Below are 26,614 nucleotides of genomic sequence, written 5' to 3' on the forward strand. Positions count from 1 at the left end.
GCGTTAAAAAATCAAGATTTTTAAATGCATAGGAATACAGATTTTTACCAGATTTAATTTGCTATAAATCACATACAGGTAATATTTGGAGGTGATATTCATGCAGCACTTGCGTCAATTATTAGAGATAGAAAACTCAGAGTTAGCCCAATTACTGCGGTTTAGTTTGTATGGACTAGAGGCTACTTTAAATCAGGCTTGCATAGAATTTCCACTAGATCCAGGAGTAGAGATATGCGATGAGGTGCTGCAAGAACTTCATTCCTTGTTGCAACTATCACCAGATCAACCTCCACAACCAGATAATGGTTGGGAAGATGTGATCATACTGCCCCCAAAAGAGTTAAAACTCAGTCACCTCCGGGAAGCTTTCGATTCTGATTCAGAACTTAGTTATTATCTGGGTAATTCACAACTGCAAAGTCAAACAGACTCAGATTTGTGGAATGAGATTCAACGCAAACTGCTGCGAGTCCCAGAGGATTTAGCTGCATCTTGGCGATCGCGCACCTTGGATTTGGCTCAAGAAGTTGGTGCGATCGCAGATGATTCTAATCTGTATAAACTTCCCTTTATCCGCGATGAAATTATCTACCCTGGACTTAGTGGTACTGTTCAAACTCAGGGATTACGCTTATATCAACAAGCACTTTCAAATTCTCAAATTCCCCAAAGTAATGCATCCGATTTACCAGCGGCATTCCTATTTTTATATATGAATTTTATCGAAATAGACCCAGATTTACATCATGCTTTAAAGAGCGTTTTTAGTTTCGATGCCATTTCCTTGCACTCCAAACCAGAACAGCACCATCAATATATTGATGCTTTAAGCGATCGCTTCCAACGCACCCAAAAAGCTGAGGAAAATGCTGATCCGTTATTAAATCTGCGTGCCTGGATTGACATGGATGAGGCTATACATTCCCTAGTATTCGTACCACCAGCTGAACGCTATTCTTGGTGGGGAAAGCTACAACACGAATCACGACGCATCCTGAAAAAAGTCACTGATCAGGCAAATAATGCAGGTAATGAAGTACGAATTCGCCAATTATCAGGACTTTATGCAGATATCTGTGCTTTATCCAAGGATGACTTACAACTAGATTGTGGTGGTATTCCTGGGGAAGTCTTAACTTGTCTTCGGGTATACGCGCGAATTAATCAAGAAGAATCTCCAGGTCGTGTAATATTTCGCTCATCACGCTAGTCGCTGGCGAGTTTTCTAATTCTTGAGATTATGAGGCAAGGCAGACGATTTTGGGAATCGCTGCCTTGCCTCATAATCTAATGAAAGTAAAAACGTTTAAATCTAGAGGATGCCCCAGAAGTGTAAAATCCCTTGGCCAGAAAACACTTCAAGTAGAACGACAGATAAAAAACCAATCATTGCAAAACGACCATTCCAGTTTTCGCTCTGAGGAGTGAAACCCCAGCGCAAAGCATTAGGATCTTCTGGAACCGAAAGCGTAGTCTTTTTAACGTCTGCCATAAATAATACTCCGAGCTTTTAGGTTGTAACAGTTATGACTGCATGTAAAGCAATGTAACAGATTTTTACGTAATTGCAACATAAACTCAATACTGAATTCATTTAGTGAATATATATTACGGATACGTATTTTTATTTTAGCAGGTTTGCTTAACTCTTGCTTGGTCATTTCTATGCTTTAATAGCCAAAGTTGAGCTAAACTCTGGTAAAGACAAATATTAAGAAAAGTTTGAAGACATGGCAGGAATTCTGCATTTTACAGGATTTATCAAGGGAGTGACTTATAAAACTTACTTAGGTGCGAATTTAAGTAGGATTAGTTTAGATGCATTTGATATCAATAAACAAAGAGGTTATGGATTAATCAAGTCACCTACAACTGAAATAGCTTATTCAAAATGGGTATCACCTAAGAGAACCAGAAGTTATCCATTTGCCAGAATTTTTAATACATATAATTCATCGAAAGTTATAACTATTATCCCAGTGATTAAAGATGAGGGCAAAGATGGTGATATAGATAAAATTCAATACTCGACAATTTCTTGGATGAATTTGCTTAATATCTATATAGTACTTGCTTATTACGAAACAGCAAAAAAAAGTACTAAGAAGGATCAAATTAATAAGAATAGGTTGAGTAATCAGAAATTTGCTAATGATTTTGTTAAATTCCAAATCAGTGAAATATTAGCATATCGCCAAAGCGCACTCCATTGGAACAAAAATCTATTTGAAGAAAGATTTACATAAACTTTTGAAAAGGCTCTAGATTCTTATGATTATATTTTTAATAAAACTGGAGTAATAATTTACTCACGAGAAGGATCAGATAAATATTTACATAAAATCAGAGAAGAGTTTGAATAATTTAAGAATATTTCTCTTAAAGGTTCTCAGAGTGCTAGCTTATGAGAAGCGCTGATTTCTCATAAGCTAGAATATTTAGTGGATGGATTAAAAGCAACTTTTAGTATTAAAAACTATCAATGAAAATTGATGCTAATTTGCTCAAAGCACATAGTCATACCTCTAAGGAAACCTGACCAACATTTTGAGCAGGAAGGCTTTGGACGTTTGTTATTACCCCAAGTGTGACATTTATACGAATTATGCTCAAAAGTCCTCTCCGATATCCTGGTGGTAAGTCGAAAGCAATAAATCAAATAGTTGAATACTTGCCAGACAGCTTTTCTGAATTTCGAGAACCTTTTGTGGGTGGTGGTTCTGTATTCATTTATTTAAGACAAAAGTTTCCTAATCTCAAAATTTGGATTAACGATTTAAACCGCGAACTCTTTTTATTCTGGAAGTTAGCTCAATCTGATATAGCTCAATTAGTTAAAGAAATTCGGCATATTAAAGTCAAATATACAGATGGCAAATTACTCTTTGCAGAATTGGCTAAGATAGATGTCAAGAATTTATCTGATTTAGACAGAGCAGTTCGTTTTTTCGTACTCAACAGAATTACTTTTTCAGGAACTGTAGAATCAGGTGGATTTTCGCAAGAAGCTTTTCATAAGCGCTTTACCAATTCTTCAATAGAACGACTAGAAAAGTTAGAAGATATTCTGTGCGAAAATGTCCATATTACTAATTTAGATTATAGCCACCTATTAAAAGCAAAAGGAGAAGATGTATTTTTATTTTTAGATCCACCATATTTTAGTGCTACAAAATCAAAACTATATGGTAAAGATGGTGACTTGCATACTTCTTTTGAGCATCAGAGATTTGCTCAACTTTTACAACAATGCCATCATCGTTGGCTAATCACCTACGACGACTCACAGCAAATTAGAGAAAATTTTAAATTGGCTAATATCTCAGCATGGGAATTGCAGTATGGGATGAATAACTATAAACAAATTGGTGCTGCTAAGGGAAAAGAGCTATTCATTACTAACTACGAAGTTCAACGAAATTTAGACAAAATCGTATCTTCTATTCCATAGTCCAGTAACCACGGTGCTGCAAACTGCTGCGGTTCTTGAGGTGAATTAGTCCTCTGCCAATCAATGGTTCGTCGCAATGCTTCATCTAGGGGCACAATTTCCTTATATCCCAACTCTTGACGGATACGAGTTGAGTCTACAAACCAATCTTGCTCTGTATTGACAGGCAACTTCCATTCTGATGGTAACTGGCTTTTAGGTACGATAACAACTTTGCCCTGCCATCCTGCTATTTTCCCGACTCTGGTGATGCGTTGAGCTTCGGTAAGTGCTTCTACATCAGCGACATGATAAATGCGACCAGTTGCGCGTTCGTTTGTCACTGCTAGTGCGATGGCGTACCCGCCCGCCGCAGGCATCGCATATGCTACATTCTCAACATAGCCGTAAGAGCCACGCCATCGAGCGGTACTGTCTTCCAAAACAATCGCAGGACGGTTATCATCCATTCGCTGAAGATAGGAATACAAGCGATGCAGGATATCTCTGGAACCATGTACCATTGGCAGGCGTATAATTGTTCCGGGTAAGTTGGATGCCACCACTACGCGCTCCACCAGAATCTTTTCATAATCAATTGGTACAGCGATCGGTCTAGAGGGCATTTCCCAGTATGGACAGAGTTGTTGGCGCAGGGACGAATCTTCGGTAAGTGGTACAGACACAACATCAGATTCCTTGCCCAAAGCACATCGTATGCACGATACACATCCATACTGCTAATCACAACAACACGCTGGGCAATACCCTCAAATGTGTTCGTTAGAGTTAGTGCATCTTGTTCGTTATAGGCAATCATATCTACCACGACTTGAGGCGAAAGCTGCCTAAACTTGCTTTTCATCTCAAAAAGATGGGAGCGATGCCTGCGGCGGTAAACTACGCCCAAAATTTCATGCACATCTGCTGGTAAGTTAGTTGTAGTTTTTCCTCGATGAAATATGCTCACTTCATGACCCATTGTAATCAGTTGACGGACTACAGGAGGGCCAATAAAATTTGTGCCACCAATGATGAGTATTTTCATTTTGGTTTCCATTCCATTACTGTTTATCGATATTAGAGTTATTTACAGATTAAATAGATATTGATGTTTGAAAGATGATACTATCAATTAAACCGTAGGCTTTTGCTTCTTCGGCACTCATGAAAAAGTCACGTTCAGAATCCAGTTCAATCTGCTCTGGCGATTTACCAGTATTGGCAGCGAGGATTTTGTTAATTAATTGGCGGAAATACAAAATTTCTTTGGCTGCAATTTCAATATCAGATGCTTTTCCCTGAGTGCCTCCTAATGGTTGATGAATCATAATTCGAGCATTTGGTAGAGCATATCTTTTGCCCTTATTTCCAGCAGCAAGCAAGAATGCTCCCATTGAGGCGGCAATACCGATGCATACAGTACATACTTCAGAACGAATTTGATTCATAGCATCGTAAATAGCTATTCCTGCTGTCACCGAACCTCCAGGACTGTTAATATATAATGTGATATCTCGCTCTGGATCTTCAGCATCAAGAAATAGCATTTGTGCAACGATGAGGTTAGCTGTCTCATCTGTAAGTTCGTTTCGCAAAAAGATAATTCGCTCTGCAAGTAGGCGTGAATAAATATCTAATGCTTGCTCCCCTCTTTCTGATTATTGAATAATCATTGGGATGCTGAGTTTAGTTGGATAATTCATATTTGATATCTCCAAAAAAGATAAAATTTTAATTAATTCACTATGTTTTTAAGAAATTATTTAGGATGAGTTTTTGAAGTAATTAGGAATTTTATAACTCAATACGCTTGATGTTAGTGATATTTTGCCCTGGAAGATCCCCCCAACCCCCCTTAAAAAGGGGGGCTTAATTCCCTCCTTTTTAAAGAGGGTTAGGGAGGATCAAGCCTTAACCCAGGCATATTGTTTTATAACTCCTCAAATATTCCTATTTCACCAAGACGAATTGTAATAAGCTCAACGGAGGTAATCGCTTTATGAGGGCCATTCTGGGTATGAGCAGGCGTAAACCAAAATGTTCCTGTTTTGCATTCACGTCCAGCAGTTTCAATAGTTCCATTCAGGACATAAACATATTCATCACAAGGATGGTAATGAACTGGAATCACTGTACCAGCAATCATTTTTAGTCTATGAATTGAACCTTTTGGTACTGGTTCAGCTAGTGGCAATAATTTTGTTCCTGGAACAGGCACAAACTCAAACCATGTTTCCGTTTCAGTCTCTACAAAAGTCTGTTTATTCATATTTAATTTCACAAAAATTCAGTTTAATTTTGCTTGGTTAATACTTTTTTACACAGTTTGTAAGGTTGCCAATTTTTGATTGTAAACGCAGAGATTGGCGGACAATATGTGAATTCACACTTTAAATTGTGCAATATTTTATTAAAATTTGTGGTAGTTTTTCATTCAACCTGTAGTCCCAGCCACCATTCAGAAAAGAACTAAGAACGATACTATCTAACACCTCATATCTACCGAGGGGTATTGACGAGAATACAGTGCTGCGATTATTTGGTGCTAGTGTCTGTGTCGCTGCCTTGGACTCATGTAGAAATTTGCCTTGCCACGGTTGGGAAAGTTGTATCGGTTCATTTAGCTTGATGGCTTTTTGAATTAAACCTTTATGTTCGAGTAGAAGTTTCGTACCCCCAACTACGGGTTGGATTGTCCAGGTAACAATTGAAGGCTGGCACATCATACTGTCTTGCCAAGTGAACGCAAGCCGTTTTGGCTCATCGAGTTCAATTACCTCACAGTCTATGTTTCCCTCCAGCCCTGGCAGTGTCGAATGCACAAATCGGAATTTGTGTCCCAAACGCGGCTCAAAGTCGTTTTCCATTAACCATACTGCCAATGCCTGACGGTTGGTGAGTACCTGCCAAACCCGTTGGGGAGGATAGGGATAGAACACTTCCATATTCAAGTTTTGAAGCATCAATTTTCCTCCAAATAATTGCCAAGGGCATCGAGTTTTTCTTGCCAAAACTGCTCGTAATGAGCAATCCATTCAGATATCTGTTTCAATGGCTCCGGGTTTAGCCGATAGAAGCGCTGTCGCCCTGCTTTCCGCATTTGTACTAAGCCTGCTTCACAAAGAATCTGTAAGTGCTGAGAAATAGCTGGCAAGCTCATGGCAAATGGCTGGGCTAGTTTTTTTACTGGTTGCTCACCACTACGTAACAGATCCAGTAGCGCCCTGCGTGTGGGATCTGCGATCGCCACAAAAACATCGGCACTGGCAGCAGGTCTACTCATTCCAATTAACCATATATTTAAGCAAACGCTTAACTATTTAAATAATACATAAGTAATTGCTTAAATGTCAACTCCGAAGAATAACAAAAAGTATCGTTGGTGTACTTCAGCTGATTTCTATTCTGATCCGGCGCAAAGCTAATCAGTTGGATTTTAGTTTCCCAAGTTTGGCTGCTACTTTCTCATTTTTCGGTAGGATAGCTCCCATACCCACAAAAACCTTAGCGATGATAACTCCCCCAATACCTGCACAAGAATCCTCTGTTAGCTGGTATGTTCTGCTGCAACAATTAATAGATGGCCAATCATTGTCCCGTACTCAAGCTGCTGAATTGATGCAAGGTTGGCTGAGTGAAGCGGTTCCCCCAGAGTTATCAGGGGCTATTTTAACAGCGTTGAACTTTAGAGGCATTTCTGCCGACGAGTTGACCGGCATGGCTGAAGTATTACAATCTCAATGTTCCCCACTCAACACTCAGCACTTACCACAGGCTAAACGCCCCGCTACTGTAATAGATACCTGTGGCACTGGTGGAGATGGTTCATCAACCTTTAATATTTCCACAGCGGTTGCTTTTGTTGCTGCTGCCTATGGCGTACCAGTCGCTAAACACGGCAATCGTTCAGCTTCAAGTCTCACGGGGAGTGCCGATGTCTTGGAAGCTTTGGGTGTAAACTTGAGTGCCTCTAGTGAAAAAGTGCAAGTAGCACTACAAGAGGTGGGGATCACTTTCTTGTTTGCCCCTGGTTGGCATCCAGCCCTCAAGGCGGTTGCCTTATTACGGCGGACTTTGAAAGTGCGAACAGTTTTTAATTTGCTTGGGCCGTTAGTAAATCCCTTGCGTCCAACTGGGCAAGTGGTAGGGTTATTTACTCCCAAACTTTTGGCAACTGTTGCTGAAGCTTTACAGAATTTGGGCAAGGAAAAAGCGATTGTGCTGCACGGGCGAGAAAAACTCGATGAGGCTGGATTAGGAGATGAAACTGACTTAGCGGTGTTATCAGATGGAGAAGTGCAGGTAACTACCATTAATCCCCTAGATTTGGATCTAACGCCTGCTACCATAGGTATGCTTCGGGGTGGGGATGTCCAAGAGAATGCGGTAATTCTCAAGGCGGTACTCCAAGGTAAGGGAACTCAGGCGCAACAAGATGCAGTAGCGTTGAATGCGTCGTTGGCGCTACAAGTAGCGGGTGCGATCGCCTTCCTCGATCACGCCCAAGGTATTAAAATCGCTAAGGATATCCTACAAAGTGGCGCAGCTTGGACGAAGTTGGAGCAGTTAGTTGAGTTTCTGGGGAATTGATTTGCGATCGCAATTGCGGGCGAAATTCTATCACATTACGTTTGATGGTAACATCGTAGTTGCCAAAAAAGTCATGTCCTAGAAGTCCAGTTTCTAATTCTGCGCCTGCGATCGCTACTGCTACTTTATTCACTATTACCCCGCCAACTGCCATCGAATTAACATAGCCCACAGGAAATTCTACAGCTCTAGAACTAGCGGTATTTGCCTTAGCTCTCCCCACTGTCACGATTCCCAAAGCATTGGCCATCTCTTGGGTGATCACAGTGCCACTGGCTCCCGTATCCACAATCATCTCAAATTGTTGCTGACCGTTGAAGGTGACTTCGACAATTGGCGTTCCACCAATCCGCCTTTTAATCGGGGCTGTAAATACTGCTTGATCTGGAATCACCACTGCTGATGAGGGCAAACCTGGCTCTGGTGATAACGATTTTGTTTCTTGCGGAGGTGATAGAGGTAAGGTATACTTTGGTGTGGCTGCTGTGTGGGGAACGACAACTACTATCCTCTTCGGTTCGGCAACGCGCACAGGGCGAGGAGTCGCTTGCTGTTGGGCATATTTGATTTGCCGCCGATATTCAGTAATCTTGGTTTGAGCGATCGCAAATTCTGGGCTTTGTCGCCGCACTCTTCGCATCAGCGCGATCGCATCCTGGTACTGACTTGCCACCAATTTCCAATCATCTGGGGATTGAGCAGATTGGCTGATACTCCAAGCGCCAACGGCTTTGTCTCGCCCCATCTCAAAAAGACTTGGTTCACTTTCAGACGGCTCTAGTGGCTGTGCTTCTGGAGGAGCTGCTGGTGTTGTTGGTTTGACGACAGGCTGTATTGATGGCAGATCACCAATTGGCACGGGTTGCTCATTGCCACCAGTCACAGTGTTCCGTTTGTCTTCACTACAGGCAACACACAAAACCGCTAGAGCGCTTGATACAAAAATTAGGGTTGCACGGGATAAAAAGGACTGAAGCATAATTAATTTTAACTGCCCAAGCTTTGCCAAAGCCACTCCCGCTACTTTAATTCTCTTTTAATTTTAATTAACTATTTTAAAAACTCCCAATTGCTCAACTTATGGGATAATTAACAATCGCAGTATTCGGGCATGAGGCAGAGAAAATAGTAAATAGGGAAGAGTTTTCCCAATGCCCCATGCCCCATACCCAATCCCCAATCTATCGCTTATGCCCCTGACTGACGCAATACCAGCTTTACTTGTCCTGGCAGATGGAACCACTTACCGCGGTTGGTCTTTCGGTGCTACGGGAACCGCGATCGGAGAAGTGGTGTTCAACACTGGCATGACGGGCTACCAAGAAGTCCTGACCGACCCTAGTTACTGTGGTCAGATAGTCATTTTTACCTATCCTGAATTGGGGAATACTGGCGTCAATCCTGAAGATGAAGAATCAGATCGACCCCAAGTGCGAGGTGCGATCGCACGCAATATTTGTCACCGACCAAGTAACTGGCGATCGACACAATCCTTGCCTGACTACCTTAAACATAACCAAGTACCAGGGATCTACGGCATCGATACCCGCGCCCTCACCCGCAAAATTCGGATGTTCGGAGCCATGAACGGTGGCATTTCCACAACCATTCTTGATGAGGCGGAATTGCTAGAGCAAGTACAGGCGGCTCCTAACATGGCGGGATTGAATCTGGTTGGTGAAGTCACCACCCCAACGGCTTATGAATGGTCTGATCCCACAATTCCAGCTTGGGAATTCAACTCTGAGAGTGCAGAAAATCTTGGAGAACCCTTTACCGTTGTTGCCCTTGATTTTGGCGTAAAACGCAATATTTTGCGTCGCCTAACAAGTTACGGTTGTCGGGTGATTGTTGTGCCTGCTGATACCTCACCAGAGGAAATTCTCAACTACAATCCAGATGGTGTGTTTCTTTCTAATGGGCCTGGCGACCCTGCTGCCGTCACCAAAGGGATTGCAACTGCCAAAGCGCTCTTGTTAAGTCAAAAACCCATTTTTGGTATTTGTATGGGACACCAAATTTTAGGTCATGCACTAGGGGCAGAAACTTATAAACTCAAATTTGGTCACCGTGGTTTAAATCAGCCTGCTGGCTCACCACAACGGGTAGAAATTACCAGCCAAAACCATAGTTTTGCTATTGATCCGGATTCTTTGCCTACGGCAGTTGTGGAAATCAGCCACCTGAACTTAAACGATCGCACCGTTGCCGGGGTACGTCACAAATCTCTACCTGTATTCTCCGTACAATATCACCCAGAAGCCAGTCCTGGCCCCCACGATGCTGATTACTTGTTTGAGCAATTTGTTCAAGCCATGCGAACAGCACGTCAAGGTGTGGCAGCCGAGGTGAGGTAAAAATAGGGAATAGGGCATGGGGTAAAACAACTGGCAATCAAATCAATCTATCCCCTACTTCAGCAGATTGTAGACAACTTACTCAAAAACCATCTATACTTGAGCGTTCACTTTAACTCATGAGGAGGGAATTATTGCTGAACCACTGAATCTAACCGTTAGCCTGAGGGGCACTCGTGAAGTCCGGGATAACTGTCAGCTATTCCGCCTCACAGGTTTGTTAGATGCCTTTTCTGAGCCGACATTTCGCAAGGTACTTGGCAGCAAGATTGACGAGGGCCCTAAGCACATTATTTTGGATCTCTCACAAATCGACTTTATTGATAGCTCTGGCTTGGGTGCTCTGGTGCAGCTAGCCAAACAGGCTCAAACTGCTGAGGGCACTTTGCAAATTGTCACGAATGCCCGCGTCACTCAAACGGTCAAGCTTGTTCGCCTAGAGAAGTTTCTCTCCCTGCAAAAATCAGTTGAAGAAGCTCTAGAAAACGTCAAGTAGTCTTGATTGCTCGACCTGAGAGATCAATTCAGCTATCCAGATTCAACATCGGATAGCTTAATTTTTAAAACTTCTGGCAGAAAACCTCTCTCCTTGTGGGAGAGGGACAAAGCCAGTTAAGCTATTATGTTTAAAGTTGAGCAATAAAGAAGGTATAGACACCCAATTATTGGGTATGTCATTGCTGGTTAGAATATTCGGATAAACAATCAAGTCTGAAAAAGTTGTAGGAAATACAAAGCCAGCAGATTTATCTATATGTAAACTTGACTTGATACTGTATAGTTAAAAATTGTCGCTTACTAAGTAAGCATGGCAATCTGATCAAGTAAGAGGGTGAATTTGATGTTAAAATTTTACTCTATTTTAGACACATACTACAATAAGTAGGCGAAATTTGGTTTATAGGCGTTGACATCAGGGTGATCTAAAATGCCAACTCTCAATCAAAAAGATGAAATTAGAAGTATTGATAGTATTAATTATGCTAAGTATACTATCATGGCATACTTCATAAAAATCAGTCTTTGCAAAGAATGCCTGCCAAATCTAGCCCGTCAAGGAATGATTTATTTGTGAAGTCACAGGAGGAAGAGCTATCAGATGGACAAGATGAAACTTCCAAACAGAGTTTATCTTGGACTCAAGCACTCTTGGCAACCACAGCGCCATTCCAAGAGATTTCCCTTTCACAAGTGCAACAAATTTCTCCTAATGCTTTAGCATATTTGGGGGATACAATTTATGAGTTATATGTTAGAATATTCTATCTGTTGCCATTACAGCGGTCAGGAATTTACCATCGTCTGGTAGTGGGGCAGGTAAGAGCGGAAACACAAGCGCTACATTTGCGATCGCTGATTCCTTATCTCAGGGACACCGAATTAGAAATTGTCCGACGGGGCAGAAACGCCGCTACAGGACGCCCTAAGCGACTTAATCCCGAAATTTATCAACAGGCAACTAGTCTAGAAACCTTAATTGGCTACTTGTATCTTACCGATTACCAGCGTCTAACCGAACTATTGCAAATACTTCATATAGAAAAAGAGTGAGAACTCAATTTCACTATGGCCACAACACTAGATTAGGTTCAAGAAATTGAGGTAATCGGGATGATCAACCATACGCTATATCCATAACTCAAATGCAGCATAAACCAAGAAAAGTCAAAACTTCTAGCGAACAAAATCGTGGACAACCCGTAAAAACTCCGGGTAAGCGTGTTGTTACTAACCCCACTCACAATCCCAAAAAAATAGATAGCAATCCTATCTCTGTTGCTAGTCCGACTCGCAATCCCAGGAAAATAGATAGCAACCCCATCTCTGTTGCTAATCCGACTCGCAATCCTAAGAAAATAGATAGCAACCCCATTGGCAACTCCCGACAACGAAATAGCAACTTCTCCCAGCCATCTGTATCTACACCGATAGAAGAAGATAGCGATCTCATCTACGGTCGTCATCCAGTATTGAGTGCATTGCAAAATCAGCGCAATCTCAACCGTCTCTGGATTACTACCCGTCTGCGGTACGATCCCAGCTTTCACCATTTTCTCCTGCAAGCGAAGGAAAATGGCACAGTTATTGATGAGGTTGAACCCAAGCGCTTAGACTATCTCACCAACGGAGCCAATCACCAAGGTGTGGCAGCACAAATTGCTCCCTACACCTACATGGAATTGCCGGATCTAATTGAACAGTCTAAATCTGTAACCGATGCCGTAATTGTAGTGGCTGACGGAATTACTGATCCCCACAACTTGGGAGCCATTATTCGCACTGCCGAAGCAATAGGTGCTCAAGGATTGGTAATTCCCCAAAGAAGGGCATCTGGGATCACTTCCACTGTCATGAAAGTGGCAGCAGGCGCTTTAGAAAATTTTGCTGTAGCTAGAGTTGTCAACCTCAGCCGCGCCTTAGAAGAATTGAAAGAAGCTGGCTTTTGGATTTACGGCGCTGCTGCAAGTGGGAGTGAACCCGTGCATACAGTCAATTTCACTGGGCCAATCGTTTTGGTAATCGGCTCAGAAGGTGAAGGTCTGAGTATGTTAACTCAACGCTCCTGTGATTTTTTAGTATCGATTCCTCTACAGGGTAAGACTCCCAGCCTCAATGCTTCGGTAGCAGCGGGTATGGCACTTTATGAAATTTATCGCCAGCGATCGCTAAATACCCTGCACTTAGATAGATTACAAAAATTTTCTTTGAAAAAATAATAGTAAAAGAGTATAAAGAAATGTAAAAGATAATCAAGTAGTATATTGTTTAATACCCTGTAGCACGTTTATAAATCGGCGAAAATCATGAAAACCATTTGGCATAACCTCAAGGAAGTGTTGATTAACACATTCGACTACCTCGGCTGGGCTTGGTGGGTAGAGATTGTGACGCAGAATCCCCGCTGCACGTACTACTTCGGCCCATTTCTGAATTCTTCTGATGCCAGATTGTCAAGCATTGGATATATAGAAGATTTGGAAGTAGAAGGAGCGCAGGGAATTGCTGTAAATGTCAAGTGCTGCAAACCTAATACTTTAACAATCGCTGACGACTTGGGGGAAAAATTTGACCGCAAAGTACAGCCTGCCTTTGGCGGTCAAATTTTAAGTTAGGCCAGAGTCAATGTAATTCGTAATTCGTAATTCGTAATTCGTAATTTATAATTTGTAATTTTGAGTTCTAATTACGAATTATTTGTTTAATAGTCAAAAACCCTTGGACTTTTGACTATTGACGGGGCGGTTGGTACACACGTTTGAAAGTCTATATTGACTGTTCAAGAATCCCCTTTACTTTAGACGTGGGCAGTATCAATACCAATTACCTGCGGATGAACTTTGAGCCAATGGTCAATATCATTCAGCACCTGCTGGGGAACTTCCCACGGGAAAAGATGGGCGGTATTGGGATAGCACTGCCACTGAGAATTTTGAAGGTGTTGAGCAGTTTCTAAGCTGGAATCAGATGTGATGTGGCGGTCTTGGTCACCAGCAAGGACTAAACTAGGACATTGTATTTGTTGCAAATCTAGAAGTCGGTTGTATCCCGATTCAATTGCACTATAGAGGGCGCGAGTAGCAGCAGGAGAGGTTTGCAAATAAGCTGGTACTGCTGCGGTGGCGATGTAGTTGTAAGTGGTAGATGTATGTTGTTGGATTAGGTAGCGGAAAAGCGATCGCTTGCCAAAAGTTTCAATATTCCATTGCCAACTCGGTTTTATATAGTTTAGTAGAGCGGCAACGCCAGTATATAAATTATCCTGCCAAGTGATCGGAGGATGACTGCCACGAGGTTTTGCAGCTGTCGCCACCAAAATCAGCCCTGTAACGCGCTCTGGCAAACGTAATGCTAGTTCCATTGCCAGAATGCCCCCAAGTGACCATCCTAATACTAGGCACTTTTCAATTTTAAAACGGTCTAGCAGCGCTTCTAAATCAGTTAAATGGTCATTCATATCAAAATTGCTATTGCAGCGGCTTTTGCCGTATCCACGTAAATCAGGAGCAAAAGTTTGATAACGTTTTGATAAATGATTGGTAAAGACAGAAAGGCTACGACCAGTACCAGGATGACCATGTAAGCCCAAAATGGGAAATCCTTGACCTTGGATGTAGACATTGAGACGTGCAGCAGTAGCATGATTATGGCGATCGCTCATTACTCACCGTTCTCCTGTCTACCGAATAAATGTTCTAAAATGCGTTGACTTTCAGTTCTCAACTCTCTAATTTCCGATCTGATTTTTCTGAGTTCGGTTACAATTCCTTCAAAGTTAGGTTGAGTTGCCTCGTGATTAAGCTGATGGATTTCAACTACCTGCACCAAGGAATTTACGGTTGAGCGTAGTTGAGCGTTCGCAACTCTATTCGCTTCTATGGCTACTCTATTACCATCTATAGCTGCCGTATTCGCTTCAGCCCTTTGTGCTGTTTGTTCTAGAATTGCCTCAATCCAATCTAGCCTTTGTGTCATAGCAGTTGCTTATATTATTCTAATTGTGTCACACGGCTAGTACCGCAAGGCGGAAGTCACTCATTCACTCATTCAAAAGTATTATGGAATAGGCTTTTTAGGGATTTTAAATGGTTTAGACCATCTAATTTATTAATGGTGAGAATTTTACACATTGTAGCCAAAATATATATTTAAATTCAAACCTTCAATTTACTATAGTTTTAAGAAATCGGTTCATAAACCATTTGGGGAATCAACACTTCGTCTTGTAATTGCCCAATACCTAAAAAGCGAGTCTCTTGATCATAAACTCGTACTATTTTAGAAACATCGAAAGTTAGAGGAATTCGCTGACCTTGACACCATTTTTGAGCAGACGTTGCTGGTAAAGTTACAGACGACAAATGTTGTAAGGCTGCATCAGGTACAGAAGGTTGAAATATCTCGGCTTGCAATTTAGTTTCTAAGTCTGTCAAAGTGAGACTATCTGTTAAATTGAAACCACTACTTTGGGTACGGATCAAAGCTGCAAGGGTGCCACCAGTTTTTAAGATTGCACCTAAGTCACGAGCGATCGCTCTAATATATGTACCACCACCACAGGCGATCGCCACATCCAATTCAGGAAAATCTCCTTCTCTCCAGTCCAAAATTTCTATCTGAAAAACTTCCACTGTTCGCACTGGAACTTCCACCGTTTTCCCTTGGCGTGCTAAGTCGTAGAGACGTTTACCATCCACTTGGATTGCACTGTAACTAGGTGGTATTTGCTCAATCTTGCCTTCAAATTGTACCAGTGCAGTTTTCACTTCTGCTAAACTCAATCCAGCACAAGGTTGAGAAGTGATGATTTCACCTTGTAAATCATCGGTTGTAGTACGCACACCCAGGCGAATAGTAGCCTTGTAAGCCTTGTTTTCTGGCAGATATTGCAATAATCTTGTGGCTTTACCAAGGGCGATTGGTAACACCCCAGTAGCTGCTGGATCTAAAGTTCCTGCGTGTCCCACACGTTTAAGGCGCAACAATTTTCGCACCCGCGCTACGCAGTCGTGGGAAGTCCAGTCAAATGGTTTGTTTAAGTTGAGAAAACCTTGAGATAACACAAAATCAATAGTTACAGCTTTTAGATTCTCTGAAATACTCATCAATTTAATGCTCAGAACATCAATATTCGGCATTTAATTCTTGACAAAGCATTAATTTATACGCATTAACCAGGCTCAAGATATGCTCTCAGTACCTTATCAAATAATACACAAAGAACGTAGATAATGCCGAAGATTTTCCGCAAAGATTACGATTAAGTCAAAATACATAAAACTCTTAGAATAGAGAAATATCATAAAAAACTTAATAAGAGTGATTATATCGTTAGGCTGGGAATTACGCTTGGTCTTGGTTTTTTGTGTTTGTATACCTGACTTAAGAAAACGAGCATTTTACCGAATGTTTGATAGGAGATACTACCTATTTTGCTTTAACTACCAGAATAATTGGTGGATTGACTATCGGCAAGTTGTAATACCGATTATCTGTGAGGTTGCATAGAACAATTTGCTCAAAGCAACTTGTCTTACCAAGGTTAATTTTGTGTAGCTTCACAAAGAATTGGTATAAGTAAATTTTTAATGAAAAATAGGATATAGCTTGAATAATTTTATCCAACTAGCTGAAGCAATCTTAAAAATAATTAGTAATTCTCAGTTCAGCCAAGAATTAATTAACAAAGGTAAAAAAAAGCAAAGTTATTTTCTTGGGAAATAACAGCAAAAGAAACGTTAAAAACTTATAGAAGTTTTATTTAATTATTAACGCCGTTCTAAGTAAGCAAGCAAGAATAAATCAAAGTAGGTTAAGTAATGTAAAAAATATTGAGATTAGTTTTTAGTGAAGGCCTCAGCCCTCAAATTAGAACTTTATCCCTGACTTATTGAAGAAATCGGGGATCTGAGCCTCTCGGTGGAGAGCAAATCAAATAGGATTGCTATAGCGGTTCCAATACAGTTCAGTTAAGCTGCACAGTCCTTAAAGATCCCCCTTAGTCTCCCTTAAAAAGCAGGGTGGTTTCATCCGAAGAAAGAAAAATCTCGGATTCTTATTTTTCCGTTTAATGCTTAGTACGAAAATGATACATAGACATTTTCTCTAATTGCCGCTGATTTCAATCTTGAGACTGCAAGTATTCAAGCAAGGTTGCAGTGTAAAGTTCTGGGTCACGCAGGTACATCAGGGCGTTGCTATTGAGAACCTTTGTGGTAGCGTATGAAACTAACTGGGCCGTATCCTCAATAAAAGGTGTAAACATAGTATCGTCCTTAGCCCACATCAATAAAGTAGGAACTGATATCAGTGGTAGGCGGCTGGCTTCGTCGTAGCTTAAGACTGCTTCTATTCCCTCGTAAGTACGATCTTTGCGAGACATTACCTCCTGAAAATATATTTCAAAACATTCAGGAGGATAGCCTGACCACAGTTGTTTAATCCGCTGCCAGTTAGTGGTATAATGGCTGCCATCTTCTTTGACATCTGGGGGTCCATAAAACAACTTCGATTGTCGTAAAGCAGCACGTGATGCTTTATCTTTCCAACGCGGCATTCCAAACAGTACCAACTTTTTGAGCTGCGACGCAGAGATTACTGCTGCTTCGCAAGCAATTGCTGCCCCAGTACTATTTCCCACTAAGTAAAACTTGTCAATACCTAATGTGTCCAATACGTTAAATACAGCTCCTGCATACTGTGGAATATTCCACTGCATGGGTGGATTATCAGATTCTCCTTGTCCTGGAATATCTAATGCAATTACCCGAAAATCAGCAGCTAGTAGCGGCATTAACCTGATAAAGCTACGCGACGAAAAGTAAGTTTTGTGGAGTAGCACCAGTGTCGGACCATTTCCTACTGTCCGGTAATGTACCTGGCCCCATTCTTGCTCGACAAAACCTCTTTTAATTTTGATTGGCTTTTGTTGACTCATCTTTAACTGCCTGCTTATTTGTTCAAAACTTTAATCGGATGCATAATTCAGGTGAACTACTCTCTAGTTTAAGCAGGCAGATAAATGCTTTAAGTATGTGGACTCAAGTTTTCTTTTAACTTGCAACTTAGGTTATTAGTACTGGAAAGCCAAAAAAAAGGACTAACCATAAGAGGATGTCTGAAAAGTTTTTTTGTATACACCTAACCCTTGGAGATCTCCCTAAATCCCCTTTTTTAAGGGGGACTTTGAGACTCTTATTCCCCCTTTTTTAAGGGGGGTTAGGGGGGATCAACAAATATTTGATACTTCTCAGACATCCTCTAACAGGTCAGTCCTTTCTTTATGAAAACAAGAGAGACAACTAGGCGGTGAAGTTTGTGGCAGTCAGCGTGTGGTTGCCGGTGAGTCCAATGAGTAAATCATTAGTACCTACAGCGGCAGTAACATCATTACCAAAGACATAAGTAATACCTGAGTATTGGAAAACACCAAACTTTGAAGCTGTAACTTGCGTAGCAGCAGCGGTAAGCGCATTGCCTAAGTTTGCAGGAGCAGCAGCATTTACGGCTGCCTGCACAGCCGCTTGAGCAATGAGATTGGCAGCAGTAAATCCAGTTATTTTGAGGATATCATCTACTTCAGTGAAATCACTAATAGTATCAAAGTCAGTAGGGGTTATAATATTTCCTACACTAGAATCAGTGAATGTGCCATAAGAGAAGGTGTCTTTACCAGCACCACCAGTTAGTATGTCTTTACCAAGACCACCAGTTAGTATGTCAGTACCAGCACCACCAGTTAATGTGTCAGCATCAGCACCACCAGTTAATGTGTCATTACCAGCACCACCAGTTATTGTTGTTTTAGTACCAGCAGCAGCCTGACTAAGGATGTTAACACCGCCTGTGTTTGCGCTGGCATTAATCGTTGTTACAGTGGCAGGCGCGCCGGTGCTTGTGCCGTTGCCTATCGTTAATGTGCCAGCACCGCTAATATTCAGGGTTGTCACAGCAGCTGCTGCTGTTAATGTACCAATACTATTTTTTCCTAAACCGTCAGCGGCAATGTTAAGCGTATTGACTGCGGTGCTTGCACTTATGTCAAGAGTAGTGAATACGGCATCCTTGATGGACACGGTTGCACTGGTCGCAGTAGTACCAAAATTAGGTGTGAGCGTTCCAACAGTGAGAGTAGGGGTAGTATTAGCCGCAGCAGTAGCACCTTGAACACCAAAGGTAATACCACTAAGTCCAGTGACGCCTACACTTGTAGGTGTACCTGTAGGGGTAACCAAGGTGACTTGTTGAACACCTTTGCCAGCAATGGCGGTCAAGTCAATAGCAATAGAACCGGTGACAGGAGTAGAAGCATTGAGTAGTTGTATATTTTCAACGTTTGAGAGAGATGGAAATGCACCACCAGCAACATAACCAGTGTATATCAAGGTATCGTTGCCTGCACCACCATCTATCTTGTCAGTAACTTGGAGTATAGTATTTGCAGGAGTAGTAGCATCAACACCTCCTACAAAAGTGTCATTAACCGTTGTACCTACAAGGTTGTCCGCAGGAGAGGTTGTCAGAGCAGTGTATGTACCGACTGTCGCTGCTGATATGTAACCAGTGATCTTTGTATCAACCGCCGTATTACCTGCTGTAACTGATGCAGGGTCAGAGGTAATCGTATTGAGGATAGTTGTTGAATCTGTAAATGCCTGGGGAGGTGGTGAGATAATATTATTATTCAGCAGTCCATTGGTAAAGTGTGTGGCAATCGATACCTTATTTTGCAAAGCTGTCTTGTCACCATTCAAAGCATTTTGGGTTAATGTGAGGATAAAGGTCGAAGCTGCACCCGATCCTTGAGTCTTCAACTGATTAACCCAAAAGTCCAATCCTGCCTGCTCTGCGTTCCGACCGAAAGCATTTAAGTAGATTGAGTTGACGAATACAGTCGGATCGGAGATATTAGGAAAAGCCAAATAAGAATATTTATTTTTGGCCTCTTGTGTTTCACCAAAATTAGTGGCGATGGTTTCAAGAGATATGCCTTGATTGGCTTGGCCTAGCCAATAATTCAGACCAGAGAGATCAGGGGCACGATTGAAGTAGGTTACATAAAGCTGAGTAATTGAATTAATGTCTGCTGTAGTCATAGTTGTATTTCACTCTTAATTAATTAACGTCAAAACTGTTTTCAGTTTTAGCTGATTCGCTTTTTGAATAGACCTCTTGCATAAATGCTTAAATTGTCATATTAAGCAAAGCAAAACATCTGGTAAGATTCTTCTCTTGACTGCGTTCCGTACCCTGCAGGAACGCTGCGCGAACAGAATGACATTCCAGGTTTTTAGACTTTTGCAAGAGGTCTAATCACTAGAGCATCGATTCAGTAATCAAAAACCTAACCCCTCAGCCTCCTTCCCTTGTAGGGAAGGAGGAGTTAAACTCCTCTCTCTTCGTAGGAGAGGGGTAGGGTGAGAGAAGAGGTTCTTCGAGGATTACTGAATTGGTGTTCTAGTCGATAGTTTCTCAAACTAAGACATAAAATCATTCAGTGCTTATACTGAACTGTTTTGAGAGCGCTCTTATATAATTAAGTAGTTTCATGGTTGATTTTATATAATTAAGTGCATAAGCAAGAATAAATCAAATTATATTACATAATCTAAAACCAATTAAATTAGCTCGTAGTAAGGGCTTCAGCCCTTACTATAAAACTTTAATTATTCACGCCTACTTACTTATCTGCATTATGAAATGAAACCAATCAAGTAGATATTCTGCATTCTCTGCCTCTGGCAGCCCCCTAATTAGGGTAATAAAAAGACCTCTCTCTGGTTTGACTACGCAAAACCTGCCCCTCTCCAAGCCAGAGAGGGACAGACTTGAATTTTTAGATGTAATTATTAACAGGACTTACGCACAGGTAACGGAAAATCGAACCACAGAGTCCGCAGAGGACACGGAGGAATAAGAGTTTGAGAGGTTTTTTGCGTAAGTCCTAATTAAATAAAAATCGTCACATGCAACATTGCAACGCCAACATCCAACATCCAAAATCCAAAGTTGAGTATGGAGTTAGGGGCTTTTTTTTGAAAGTATTGAGCTTGATAATGATCGCTACCAAGTGCTTGTGCTAATTCGGTTTTACTCAGCGACTGGACGAGACTCAATCCAAGAGACTTACTAGAAATGCTTTGGGTGTAGGCGGCGTTGAGATAAGAGGCGTATTTTGGTTTTCCTGCAACGTAAGTTTGGAAGAAAGGCAAACTCAAAACATTCATGTAACGACGCGCTTGGGAAGCATCACCAATCATATCCGCAGGTAATGCTACTTGCTGATTTGCAGGGTTACCGTTGCCAATGGTGGAAAAGTGGGTGCCACCTACAAGCATGACAAGATACTTTTGTGAATTTGCAAACCAGGAGAAAGGTAGAATTTGCTCGGATAAAGCTGGTGCAACTGTATCATCACTACTGCTGACAATCATCACTGGAGTTTTAATTTGACTTAAGCCAGCTTTGCCGAAAATAGAACTAGTAATGGGATTAACTGCGATCACAGCTTTCACTCTCAGATCCTGTAGGTTATAATCCTTGTCAGACTTGCTGTTGCTCAATTCCAAAGCCCGACACTGGAGCAGTAAAGACATATTCCAGGTATTTTGCAGTGCTGCTGGTTGACAATCTTGTTTTAGCTGCTGAAAGTTGATTTTAGCACCTGCCAGAGCTAAGGCTGTGTAGCCTCCCAAAGATTGACCAAATACTCCAACTTCTTGCAGATTTAACCGACCTTTAAATCGTGAATCAGATTGGTTACCTTTTTCCAATTGATTCAGTATATATGTTACATCCAAAGGACGATCTTTAAATTCGTTTGGTTCTGCTACTTTACTGGCGCGTCCATTCAACAGTGAACGCAATTGTTTGGTATCACTACCAGGATGATTGGGAACGACGACAGCAAATCCGTAGGAAGCTAGGTGAGTGGCTAAATATTGAAAGTTGCTGCTGTCTAAACCCAGGCCATGAGAAATCACAATTACAGGTGCAGCATTCTGGACATTGGGAATATAAACATCAGTTAATAAAAGCCGATTGCGCGTTGAGTCAAAAAATTTTAAGGTGTATTTTTGCAACTTCAACTTTCCCGGAAACTGTAAATCGGGCAATTGTGATAAATTTGGTTGTTTGATGGTAGTAGCTTCTATGTGAGATTTTTGGGAAACTGCTGTGATTGCCTGATGGGTTTTATTAACAAGTTTCTCCAATTCTGTTGCTATTTCCAAAGTCTGCACTACATCAAGGTTAATGCTGTGGGTGGGATATTTACGCAACACATTCAAAAGTGTCAAGCCTCCTGATTCAGCAGAGGCTAAAATTACCGCCGAACGCAAAGCATGAAATTCTGGTTCTGCCTGACGAGATTGAGTTTTAATCACTTGCGCCAACCGATGCAGCAAAAGTTCTCCTTGCGGTGTGTAGAGAAATTGCGAAAGTACTACCGGACTAACTTTCACACGATTGAGTAAAATTTGCCGTAATTTTTGAAGCTGTTGAAGAGGCAGATATTGCTGATACGTTGCTAAATCTTCGTCAATTACACCTGTTTTGGCGTAGTTTTCTAAAGTCGTGACTGAAATGGAAAGCTCTAAAGCTGAATAAGATGCATAAATCCGCTCTGCTGCCAAGACAGAATTACTAATTCCAAATGTTGGCAGCAGTGTTGAAAGAACCAGCAACAGGAAATTTCTTTTCAGGGTGCTGGCCCAATTACCAAACAAACTATTCATCGCTCAACTGTTTCGGTAGTCTGGTTTTATCAGGTGTTGGCTTTGGTAGTTATTCGGGCGCCCTGCTTGGTTTACTTAAAGTTATTAGCCTCAATTTTATCAAAACAGAATTTAGGAGTCAGGAGTTATAATTTAGGATAAATTATGTATAACTTGCGGATATAACTTGTTTAATTCAAGGTATATAAATGGGTTTAAATACCCACAAAACTTAGGATTTTGTAGTCAACAAAAAGTAGTGATTCCCAATCCCCCAGTAATTGATTCTGACTCCTGAATTCTGATTTTTGAATTTTTCTTCAAGGATTTTTTTGGCTATAAGGTCAACAATTAAATACTACGGAGTTATATAGATGGGTAAACTATCCATCTTGCAAGAGGCTGACTCCAGTAGTTTGCCTTCACTAGTAAATCATAACAAATAAAAAATCCTCTGCCTCAGTATTTATGTTGTAGCTTTGAAGATGGCACGAATTCACTAAATGAAAAACCCAGTAAAACTTCTGAAACTTATTTATATTAATCAGCTTTTGCCAAGGCGATCGCTACTGAGCCTATGACTACTAAACCTGCTCCTAATATTGCTATGAAAGTCAAGTGTTCTGGTGGTATCCAATAAGGTGCAATAACTGATACAATTACGATTAATATTAATGTTACAATGGGAGCTAAAGCTAATACTGCACTCACTCGTGATACTTCCCAATGTTCTAATGATTCGCCAAAAGCACCGTAAGCAATTAAAGTATTCAAAGCACAAAAAAGCAACATTCCTAAATGGAAAGTATCAAGTATAAAAAGTGATTTTACTCTGGTGAAAGGAGTGAATAATAAAGCACAGCCCCCATAAATAATCAGCATGATGCTAGGGGAAGATAAAGATTGTAATAACTGCTTTTGTGCCAAAGCAGAAATAGCCCATGCTGCTGCTGCTAGCACAATCCAAACACTACCTAGTATATATGTACTATGTACTGTAATTAAATTCGTTAATTGTTCGTGAAAAAATAAAAGGTAACCGCAAGTCAGTACACTTATACCAATCCATTGATACAGATGATAACGTTCTTTAAAAATTACTAACCCTCCTAAACCTAATAAAAGGGTAGATAATTGAATAAGAACTTGAGCGTTAGCAGGCGATGTTAGTGCTAAACCTTGCATAAATAGAAAATAATTAATCCCTAAGAAGAGTGTAGCGATCGCTAATAATTTCCAAGAAGCAGAGCATAGTTGTTCTAGCTTAGGTAATTTACTACTTATTCCTAAATACATAGTAATAAGGAAAAAAGATACCAAAAAGCGAAACCAAATTACGGTATAGACATCAAGTGCTTGCAGAGTTACTGTCAGAGCAATAGGTAAAATTCCCCACAATAAGACAGTCAATAGCGATAACGCTAGCCCTAAGCGCCACCGACCAGAACTTTGATGTAGTGACATTCAAATCTCCTACTCAACGTAGGGCTGATAATAAGCTAAAACATATCTAATTTGCATATCCAAATTTTATCAAACTCTTGTGGAAAAAGTATATTAACAGCCTAGTTAATACAACTTAAATGTAGAATAGCTTACCTACCTTACTGAATTTATTTGTAATTCTATGGCGTTTTTTGTTCACATAAAACTCGTAAATTGTGTAATTACTTTACATGAATATTAAATTTAAAAGTTGCTCGGAAATGTATAATTTATTTCGGTGTTATTCTATTGCAAAAAACTATGGGGATTATGCCCATAATAAGTTTAGTAGTCTTTACTACTGGCTTATTATTTTACTTACTACTGATTTCAAGAGGTCAATTTTTGTTCAAATCTTTAGTGACAAAAATAAAGCGCCAAGAGTGGAGATTCAGAGATAGTAAGCTTAACTACCTGAGATCAAGATTTTTAAGGACTATAACAATTGCTGCGATTATTCTGGTAGCAGTAATAGCTGGAAATACTGTATCAGCCCAAGTTACGCCGCCTCTAGCTTCGCTCAAAAGCGTATCGGTTCCACAGCCTGACAATCTTGGAGACTTTGTAAAAGACAAAGTAGCTGCAATCAAGTTAGGAAAGACTCTTTTTTGGGATATACAGGTTGGGAGCGACGGATTGACCTCCTGTGCTAGTTGTCACTTCCATGCTGGAGCCGACAATAGATCCAAAAATCAGATTTCTCCTGGGCTTTTGCAGATTAAGGCTGATGGTACAGCGAATCCAGATACAGTTTTTGATGTAGGTGGTGCGCCAAACTACCAGCTACGAAAAGAAGATTTTCCCTTCCACAAGCTGTCAAACCCCGATGATCCCAAGACTGTTGTATCTGACCGTAACGATGTCAGTTCCTCTCAGGGGGTCTTCAATACGAAGTTTGTTGATGTTAAACCTGGTAGCGCAGAAGACCAAGTAAAAACCGAGCCAGATCCTGTGTTTAACGTAGGAGGTACGAATGTGCGCCGCGTCCAGGCGCGTAATACGCCAAGCGTAATTAATGCAGTATTCAACTTCCGCAACTTCTGGGATGGAAGGGCGCAGCGTATTTTTAATGGGGTGAATCCCTTCGGTTTAAAAGACCCTAACGCCTCTGTGGTGAAAGCAGAAAACCCAAATCAACTCAAATTTGTCAAAGTCAGCCTGAATAATTCGTCTTTGGCTTCCCAGGCACTCGGACCACCACTCAATTCCTTCGAGACGTCTGCTGATGGTCGCACTTTTCAAGAAATTGGTGATAAGTTTGGGCGAATTGACAACAGAAGATCTAGACTGTTGCAAAATGATATTCAGGTCGGCTCGCTACTCAGTTCCATTCCAGGGATTGGTGATAACCTCGAGCAAATTGGCGACACAAAATCTCTCAGCGGACTGCTGCAAAATATTCTGTCAATTAGGGGTACAAAGCTCCCTCGAGTCCTGGCGCAAAAGTTATCTCGCCTCAGACCACTAGGCAAACAGGTTGTACATCCACAAGACAGCGTTTTAGGTGCAGACAGTAGATGGCCTCAACCCGGACTGAAGGATAAAACCTACGATCAGCTGGTTAAAGATGCCTTCAAGACCGAGTGGTGGAAGTCTAATCAACTCATCCAAGTTGATGCTCAAGGTACACGGACTTTTGTCAACAGGGCTGATAACTCTTCCCAAACCAAGGAGTACACACTGTTGGAGTATAACTTCTCGCTATTCTTTGGGCTTGCAGTTCAGTTGTACGAGTCTACACTCATTGCCAATGATACGCCCTTTGATCGCTTCTTGGAAGGAAACACCACAGCCCTAACCAACCAGCAGCAACTAGGTAAACAAATATTTGAGGGCAAAGGTCTGTGCATTGGTTGTCACATTGGATCAGAATTAACAGCTGCTTCAGTGAGCAACGTGGCTAAAAACGGACGAATCAAACGTGCGCCCTTCCCTCCAAACGGCCCTGAAGACAATGGCTTCTTCAATATTGGTGTCAGACCTGTTACGGACGACCCCGGTTTGGGTGGTAATGACGGTTTGTCTGGTAACGGCCAAGGTAATCCGCTTTCAGAGGCACGGTTGGCTCAACAGGGGAAATTTAGGAATCTCCTGGGCGAAGACCCCCCGATTCTCACTCCACCGTTGAATCCTAGTGAAACTGTGTTTGCAGACGGAGCCTTCAAAGCACCTGGACTTCGCAATGTGGAACTCACTGCTCCCTACTTTCACAATGGAGGTCAGGCGACTTTAGAGCAAGTGGTTGATTTTTACAATCGGGGTGGTGACTTTGGAGTTCTTCCACCGCTGAATCTTTCACCAGAAGAAAAACAGCAATTGGTCGCCTTTTTAAAGGGACTGACTGATGAGCGAGTTCGGTATGAGAAAGCGCCCTTTGACCACCCGCAACTATTCGTTCCGAATGGACATCCGGGTAACTCTACCTCTGTTACTAATGACGGCACTGGTAAAGCTACAGATAGCCTACTAGAAATTCCTGCTGTTGGTAGGAATGGTGGTACTGGCACTGGAAATTTCCTGAACTAACTAGCAAT

24 protein-coding genes and 1 pseudogene are annotated in these 26,614 nt (G+C 41.4%); 10 read left to right on the forward strand and 15 right to left on the reverse strand.

Annotation, left to right across the window (positions count from 1 at the left end; translation table 11 throughout):
• The first annotated feature begins 100 nt into the window (after nt 1–100).
• The gene (locus tag V7K48_RS33205; RefSeq protein WP_335079355.1) at nt 101–1,213 is read left to right on the forward strand and encodes a hypothetical protein; all 1,113 of its coding nucleotides are present in this window, start codon (nt 101–103) and stop codon (nt 1,211–1,213) included.
• 102 nt (nt 1,214–1,315) lie between these two features.
• On the opposite strand, the gene V7K48_RS33210 is transcribed toward V7K48_RS33205, so the two are convergent.
• Nucleotides 1,316–1,495: a high light inducible protein gene (locus V7K48_RS33210; RefSeq protein WP_335079357.1), complete on the reverse strand. Its 180-nt coding sequence runs from the start codon at nt 1,493–1,495 to the stop codon at nt 1,316–1,318.
• 238 nt (nt 1,496–1,733) lie between these two features.
• Between V7K48_RS33210 and V7K48_RS33215 the strand changes: the two genes are divergently transcribed.
• Together V7K48_RS33215 and V7K48_RS33220 are read left to right on the forward strand one after the other, a co-directional pair.
• Complete coding sequence (locus V7K48_RS33215; protein WP_335079359.1) at nt 1,734–2,249, forward strand: hypothetical protein; 516 nt, start codon at nt 1,734–1,736, stop codon at nt 2,247–2,249.
• Nucleotides 2,250–2,608: 359 nt separating this feature from the next.
• On the forward strand, nt 2,609–3,454 hold the full coding sequence (locus V7K48_RS33220; protein ID WP_335079361.1) for a DNA adenine methylase: 846 nt from the start codon (nt 2,609–2,611) through the stop codon (nt 3,452–3,454).
• Here V7K48_RS33220 and V7K48_RS33225 read toward each other — a convergent pair.
• The 6 genes and pseudogenes from V7K48_RS33225 to V7K48_RS33250 form a co-directional block, all read right to left on the reverse strand.
• Entirely contained in the window at nt 3,415–4,059 is a 645-nt protein-coding gene (locus tag V7K48_RS33225) for a hypothetical protein (RefSeq protein ID WP_335079363.1), read from the reverse strand. The two genes, V7K48_RS33220 and V7K48_RS33225, sit on opposite strands and share 40 nt — an antisense overlap.
• Nucleotides 3,999–4,481: a hypothetical protein gene (locus V7K48_RS33230; RefSeq protein ID WP_335079365.1), complete on the reverse strand. Its 483-nt coding sequence runs from the start codon at nt 4,479–4,481 to the stop codon at nt 3,999–4,001. The genes V7K48_RS33225 and V7K48_RS33230 overlap by 61 nt, the downstream gene beginning before the upstream one ends.
• A 49-nt stretch (nt 4,482–4,530) precedes the next feature.
• Nucleotides 4,531–5,139: pseudogene (gene clpP / locus V7K48_RS33235) on the reverse strand (ATP-dependent Clp endopeptidase proteolytic subunit ClpP).
• 227 nt (nt 5,140–5,366) lie between these two features.
• The gene (locus V7K48_RS33240; RefSeq protein WP_335079367.1) at nt 5,367–5,705 is read right to left on the reverse strand and encodes a cupin domain-containing protein; all 339 of its coding nucleotides are present in this window, start codon (nt 5,703–5,705) and stop codon (nt 5,367–5,369) included.
• Nucleotides 5,706–5,826: 121 nt separating this feature from the next.
• On the reverse strand, nt 5,827–6,399 hold the full coding sequence (locus tag V7K48_RS33245) for an SRPBCC family protein (RefSeq protein WP_335079369.1): 573 nt from the start codon (nt 6,397–6,399) through the stop codon (nt 5,827–5,829).
• Nucleotides 6,399–6,719, reverse strand: a complete 321-nt coding sequence (locus tag V7K48_RS33250) for an ArsR/SmtB family transcription factor (RefSeq protein ID WP_335079371.1) — start codon at nt 6,717–6,719, stop codon at nt 6,399–6,401. Before V7K48_RS33250 ends, V7K48_RS33245 begins: the two co-directional genes overlap by 1 nt.
• A gap of 227 nt (nt 6,720–6,946) precedes the next feature.
• Between V7K48_RS33250 and trpD the strand changes: the two genes are divergently transcribed.
• Nucleotides 6,947–8,026 carry an anthranilate phosphoribosyltransferase gene (gene trpD, locus V7K48_RS33255; protein ID WP_335079373.1) on the forward strand — a complete coding sequence of 360 codons (1,080 nt, stop codon included), beginning with the start codon at nt 6,947–6,949 and terminating at the stop codon, nt 8,024–8,026.
• On the opposite strand, the gene V7K48_RS33260 is transcribed toward trpD, so the two are convergent.
• A complete protein-coding gene (locus tag V7K48_RS33260) occupies nt 7,956–9,005 on the reverse strand; it encodes a retropepsin-like aspartic protease family protein (protein ID WP_335079375.1) in 1,050 nt (349 codons plus the stop codon). The two genes, trpD and V7K48_RS33260, sit on opposite strands and share 71 nt — an antisense overlap.
• A gap of 211 nt (nt 9,006–9,216) precedes the next feature.
• Between V7K48_RS33260 and carA the strand changes: the two genes are divergently transcribed.
• The 5 genes from carA (at nt 9,217) to V7K48_RS33285 (ending at nt 13,496) form a co-directional block, all read left to right on the forward strand.
• On the forward strand, nt 9,217–10,383 hold the full coding sequence (carA, locus tag V7K48_RS33265) for a glutamine-hydrolyzing carbamoyl-phosphate synthase small subunit (protein WP_335079377.1): 1,167 nt from the start codon (nt 9,217–9,219) through the stop codon (nt 10,381–10,383).
• A 130-nt stretch (nt 10,384–10,513) separates the two neighbouring features.
• Entirely contained in the window at nt 10,514–10,879 is a 366-nt protein-coding gene (locus V7K48_RS33270) for an STAS domain-containing protein (protein WP_190727785.1), read from the forward strand.
• A gap of 575 nt (nt 10,880–11,454) precedes the next feature.
• On the forward strand, nt 11,455–11,934 hold the full coding sequence (locus V7K48_RS33275; protein ID WP_335079379.1) for a Mini-ribonuclease 3: 480 nt from the start codon (nt 11,455–11,457) through the stop codon (nt 11,932–11,934).
• Between the two features lie 92 nt (nt 11,935–12,026).
• Complete coding sequence (rlmB, locus tag V7K48_RS33280) at nt 12,027–13,100, forward strand: 23S rRNA (guanosine(2251)-2'-O)-methyltransferase RlmB (RefSeq protein ID WP_335079381.1); 1,074 nt, start codon at nt 12,027–12,029, stop codon at nt 13,098–13,100.
• Between the two features lie 87 nt (nt 13,101–13,187).
• Nucleotides 13,188–13,496 (forward strand): DUF1816 domain-containing protein, encoded by a 309-nt coding sequence (locus V7K48_RS33285; protein WP_335079383.1) that lies wholly within the window; start codon nt 13,188–13,190, stop codon nt 13,494–13,496.
• A 182-nt stretch (nt 13,497–13,678) separates the two neighbouring features.
• Here the strand turns inward: V7K48_RS33285 and V7K48_RS33290 are convergent, their stop codons facing one another.
• From V7K48_RS33290 to V7K48_RS33320, 7 genes are all read right to left on the reverse strand, one after another.
• A complete protein-coding gene (locus V7K48_RS33290) occupies nt 13,679–14,542 on the reverse strand; it encodes an alpha/beta fold hydrolase (RefSeq protein ID WP_335079385.1) in 864 nt (287 codons plus the stop codon).
• Nucleotides 14,542–14,856, reverse strand: coding sequence for a hypothetical protein (locus V7K48_RS33295; protein WP_335079387.1), 315 nt, complete (start codon nt 14,854–14,856; stop codon nt 14,542–14,544). Before V7K48_RS33295 ends, V7K48_RS33290 begins: the two co-directional genes overlap by 1 nt.
• Nucleotides 14,857–15,059: 203 nt before the next feature.
• A complete protein-coding gene (truB, locus tag V7K48_RS33300) occupies nt 15,060–15,986 on the reverse strand; it encodes a tRNA pseudouridine(55) synthase TruB (protein WP_335079389.1) in 927 nt (308 codons plus the stop codon).
• 1,016 nt (nt 15,987–17,002) lie between these two features.
• A complete protein-coding gene (locus tag V7K48_RS33305) occupies nt 17,003–17,818 on the reverse strand; it encodes an alpha/beta fold hydrolase (RefSeq protein WP_335079391.1) in 816 nt (271 codons plus the stop codon).
• Between the two features lie 364 nt (nt 17,819–18,182).
• Nucleotides 18,183–19,976, reverse strand: coding sequence for a DUF4214 domain-containing protein (locus V7K48_RS33310; protein ID WP_335079393.1), 1,794 nt, complete (start codon nt 19,974–19,976; stop codon nt 18,183–18,185).
• 852 nt (nt 19,977–20,828) lie between these two features.
• The gene (locus tag V7K48_RS33315; RefSeq protein WP_335079395.1) at nt 20,829–22,616 is read right to left on the reverse strand and encodes an alpha/beta hydrolase; all 1,788 of its coding nucleotides are present in this window, start codon (nt 22,614–22,616) and stop codon (nt 20,829–20,831) included.
• A gap of 519 nt (nt 22,617–23,135) precedes the next feature.
• Nucleotides 23,136–24,059 carry a DMT family transporter gene (locus tag V7K48_RS33320; protein WP_335079397.1) on the reverse strand — a complete coding sequence of 308 codons (924 nt, stop codon included), beginning with the start codon at nt 24,057–24,059 and terminating at the stop codon, nt 23,136–23,138.
• 282 nt (nt 24,060–24,341) lie between these two features.
• On the opposite strand from V7K48_RS33320, the gene V7K48_RS33325 reads away from it, so the two are divergent.
• Complete coding sequence (locus V7K48_RS33325; RefSeq protein WP_335079589.1) at nt 24,342–26,606, forward strand: cytochrome-c peroxidase; 2,265 nt, start codon at nt 24,342–24,344, stop codon at nt 26,604–26,606.
• Nucleotides 26,607–26,614 lie beyond the last annotated feature (8 nt).

It is taken from the genome of Nostoc sp. (assembly GCF_036919615.1).
Lineage (GTDB): Bacteria > Cyanobacteriota > Cyanobacteriia > Cyanobacteriales > Nostocaceae > Nostoc.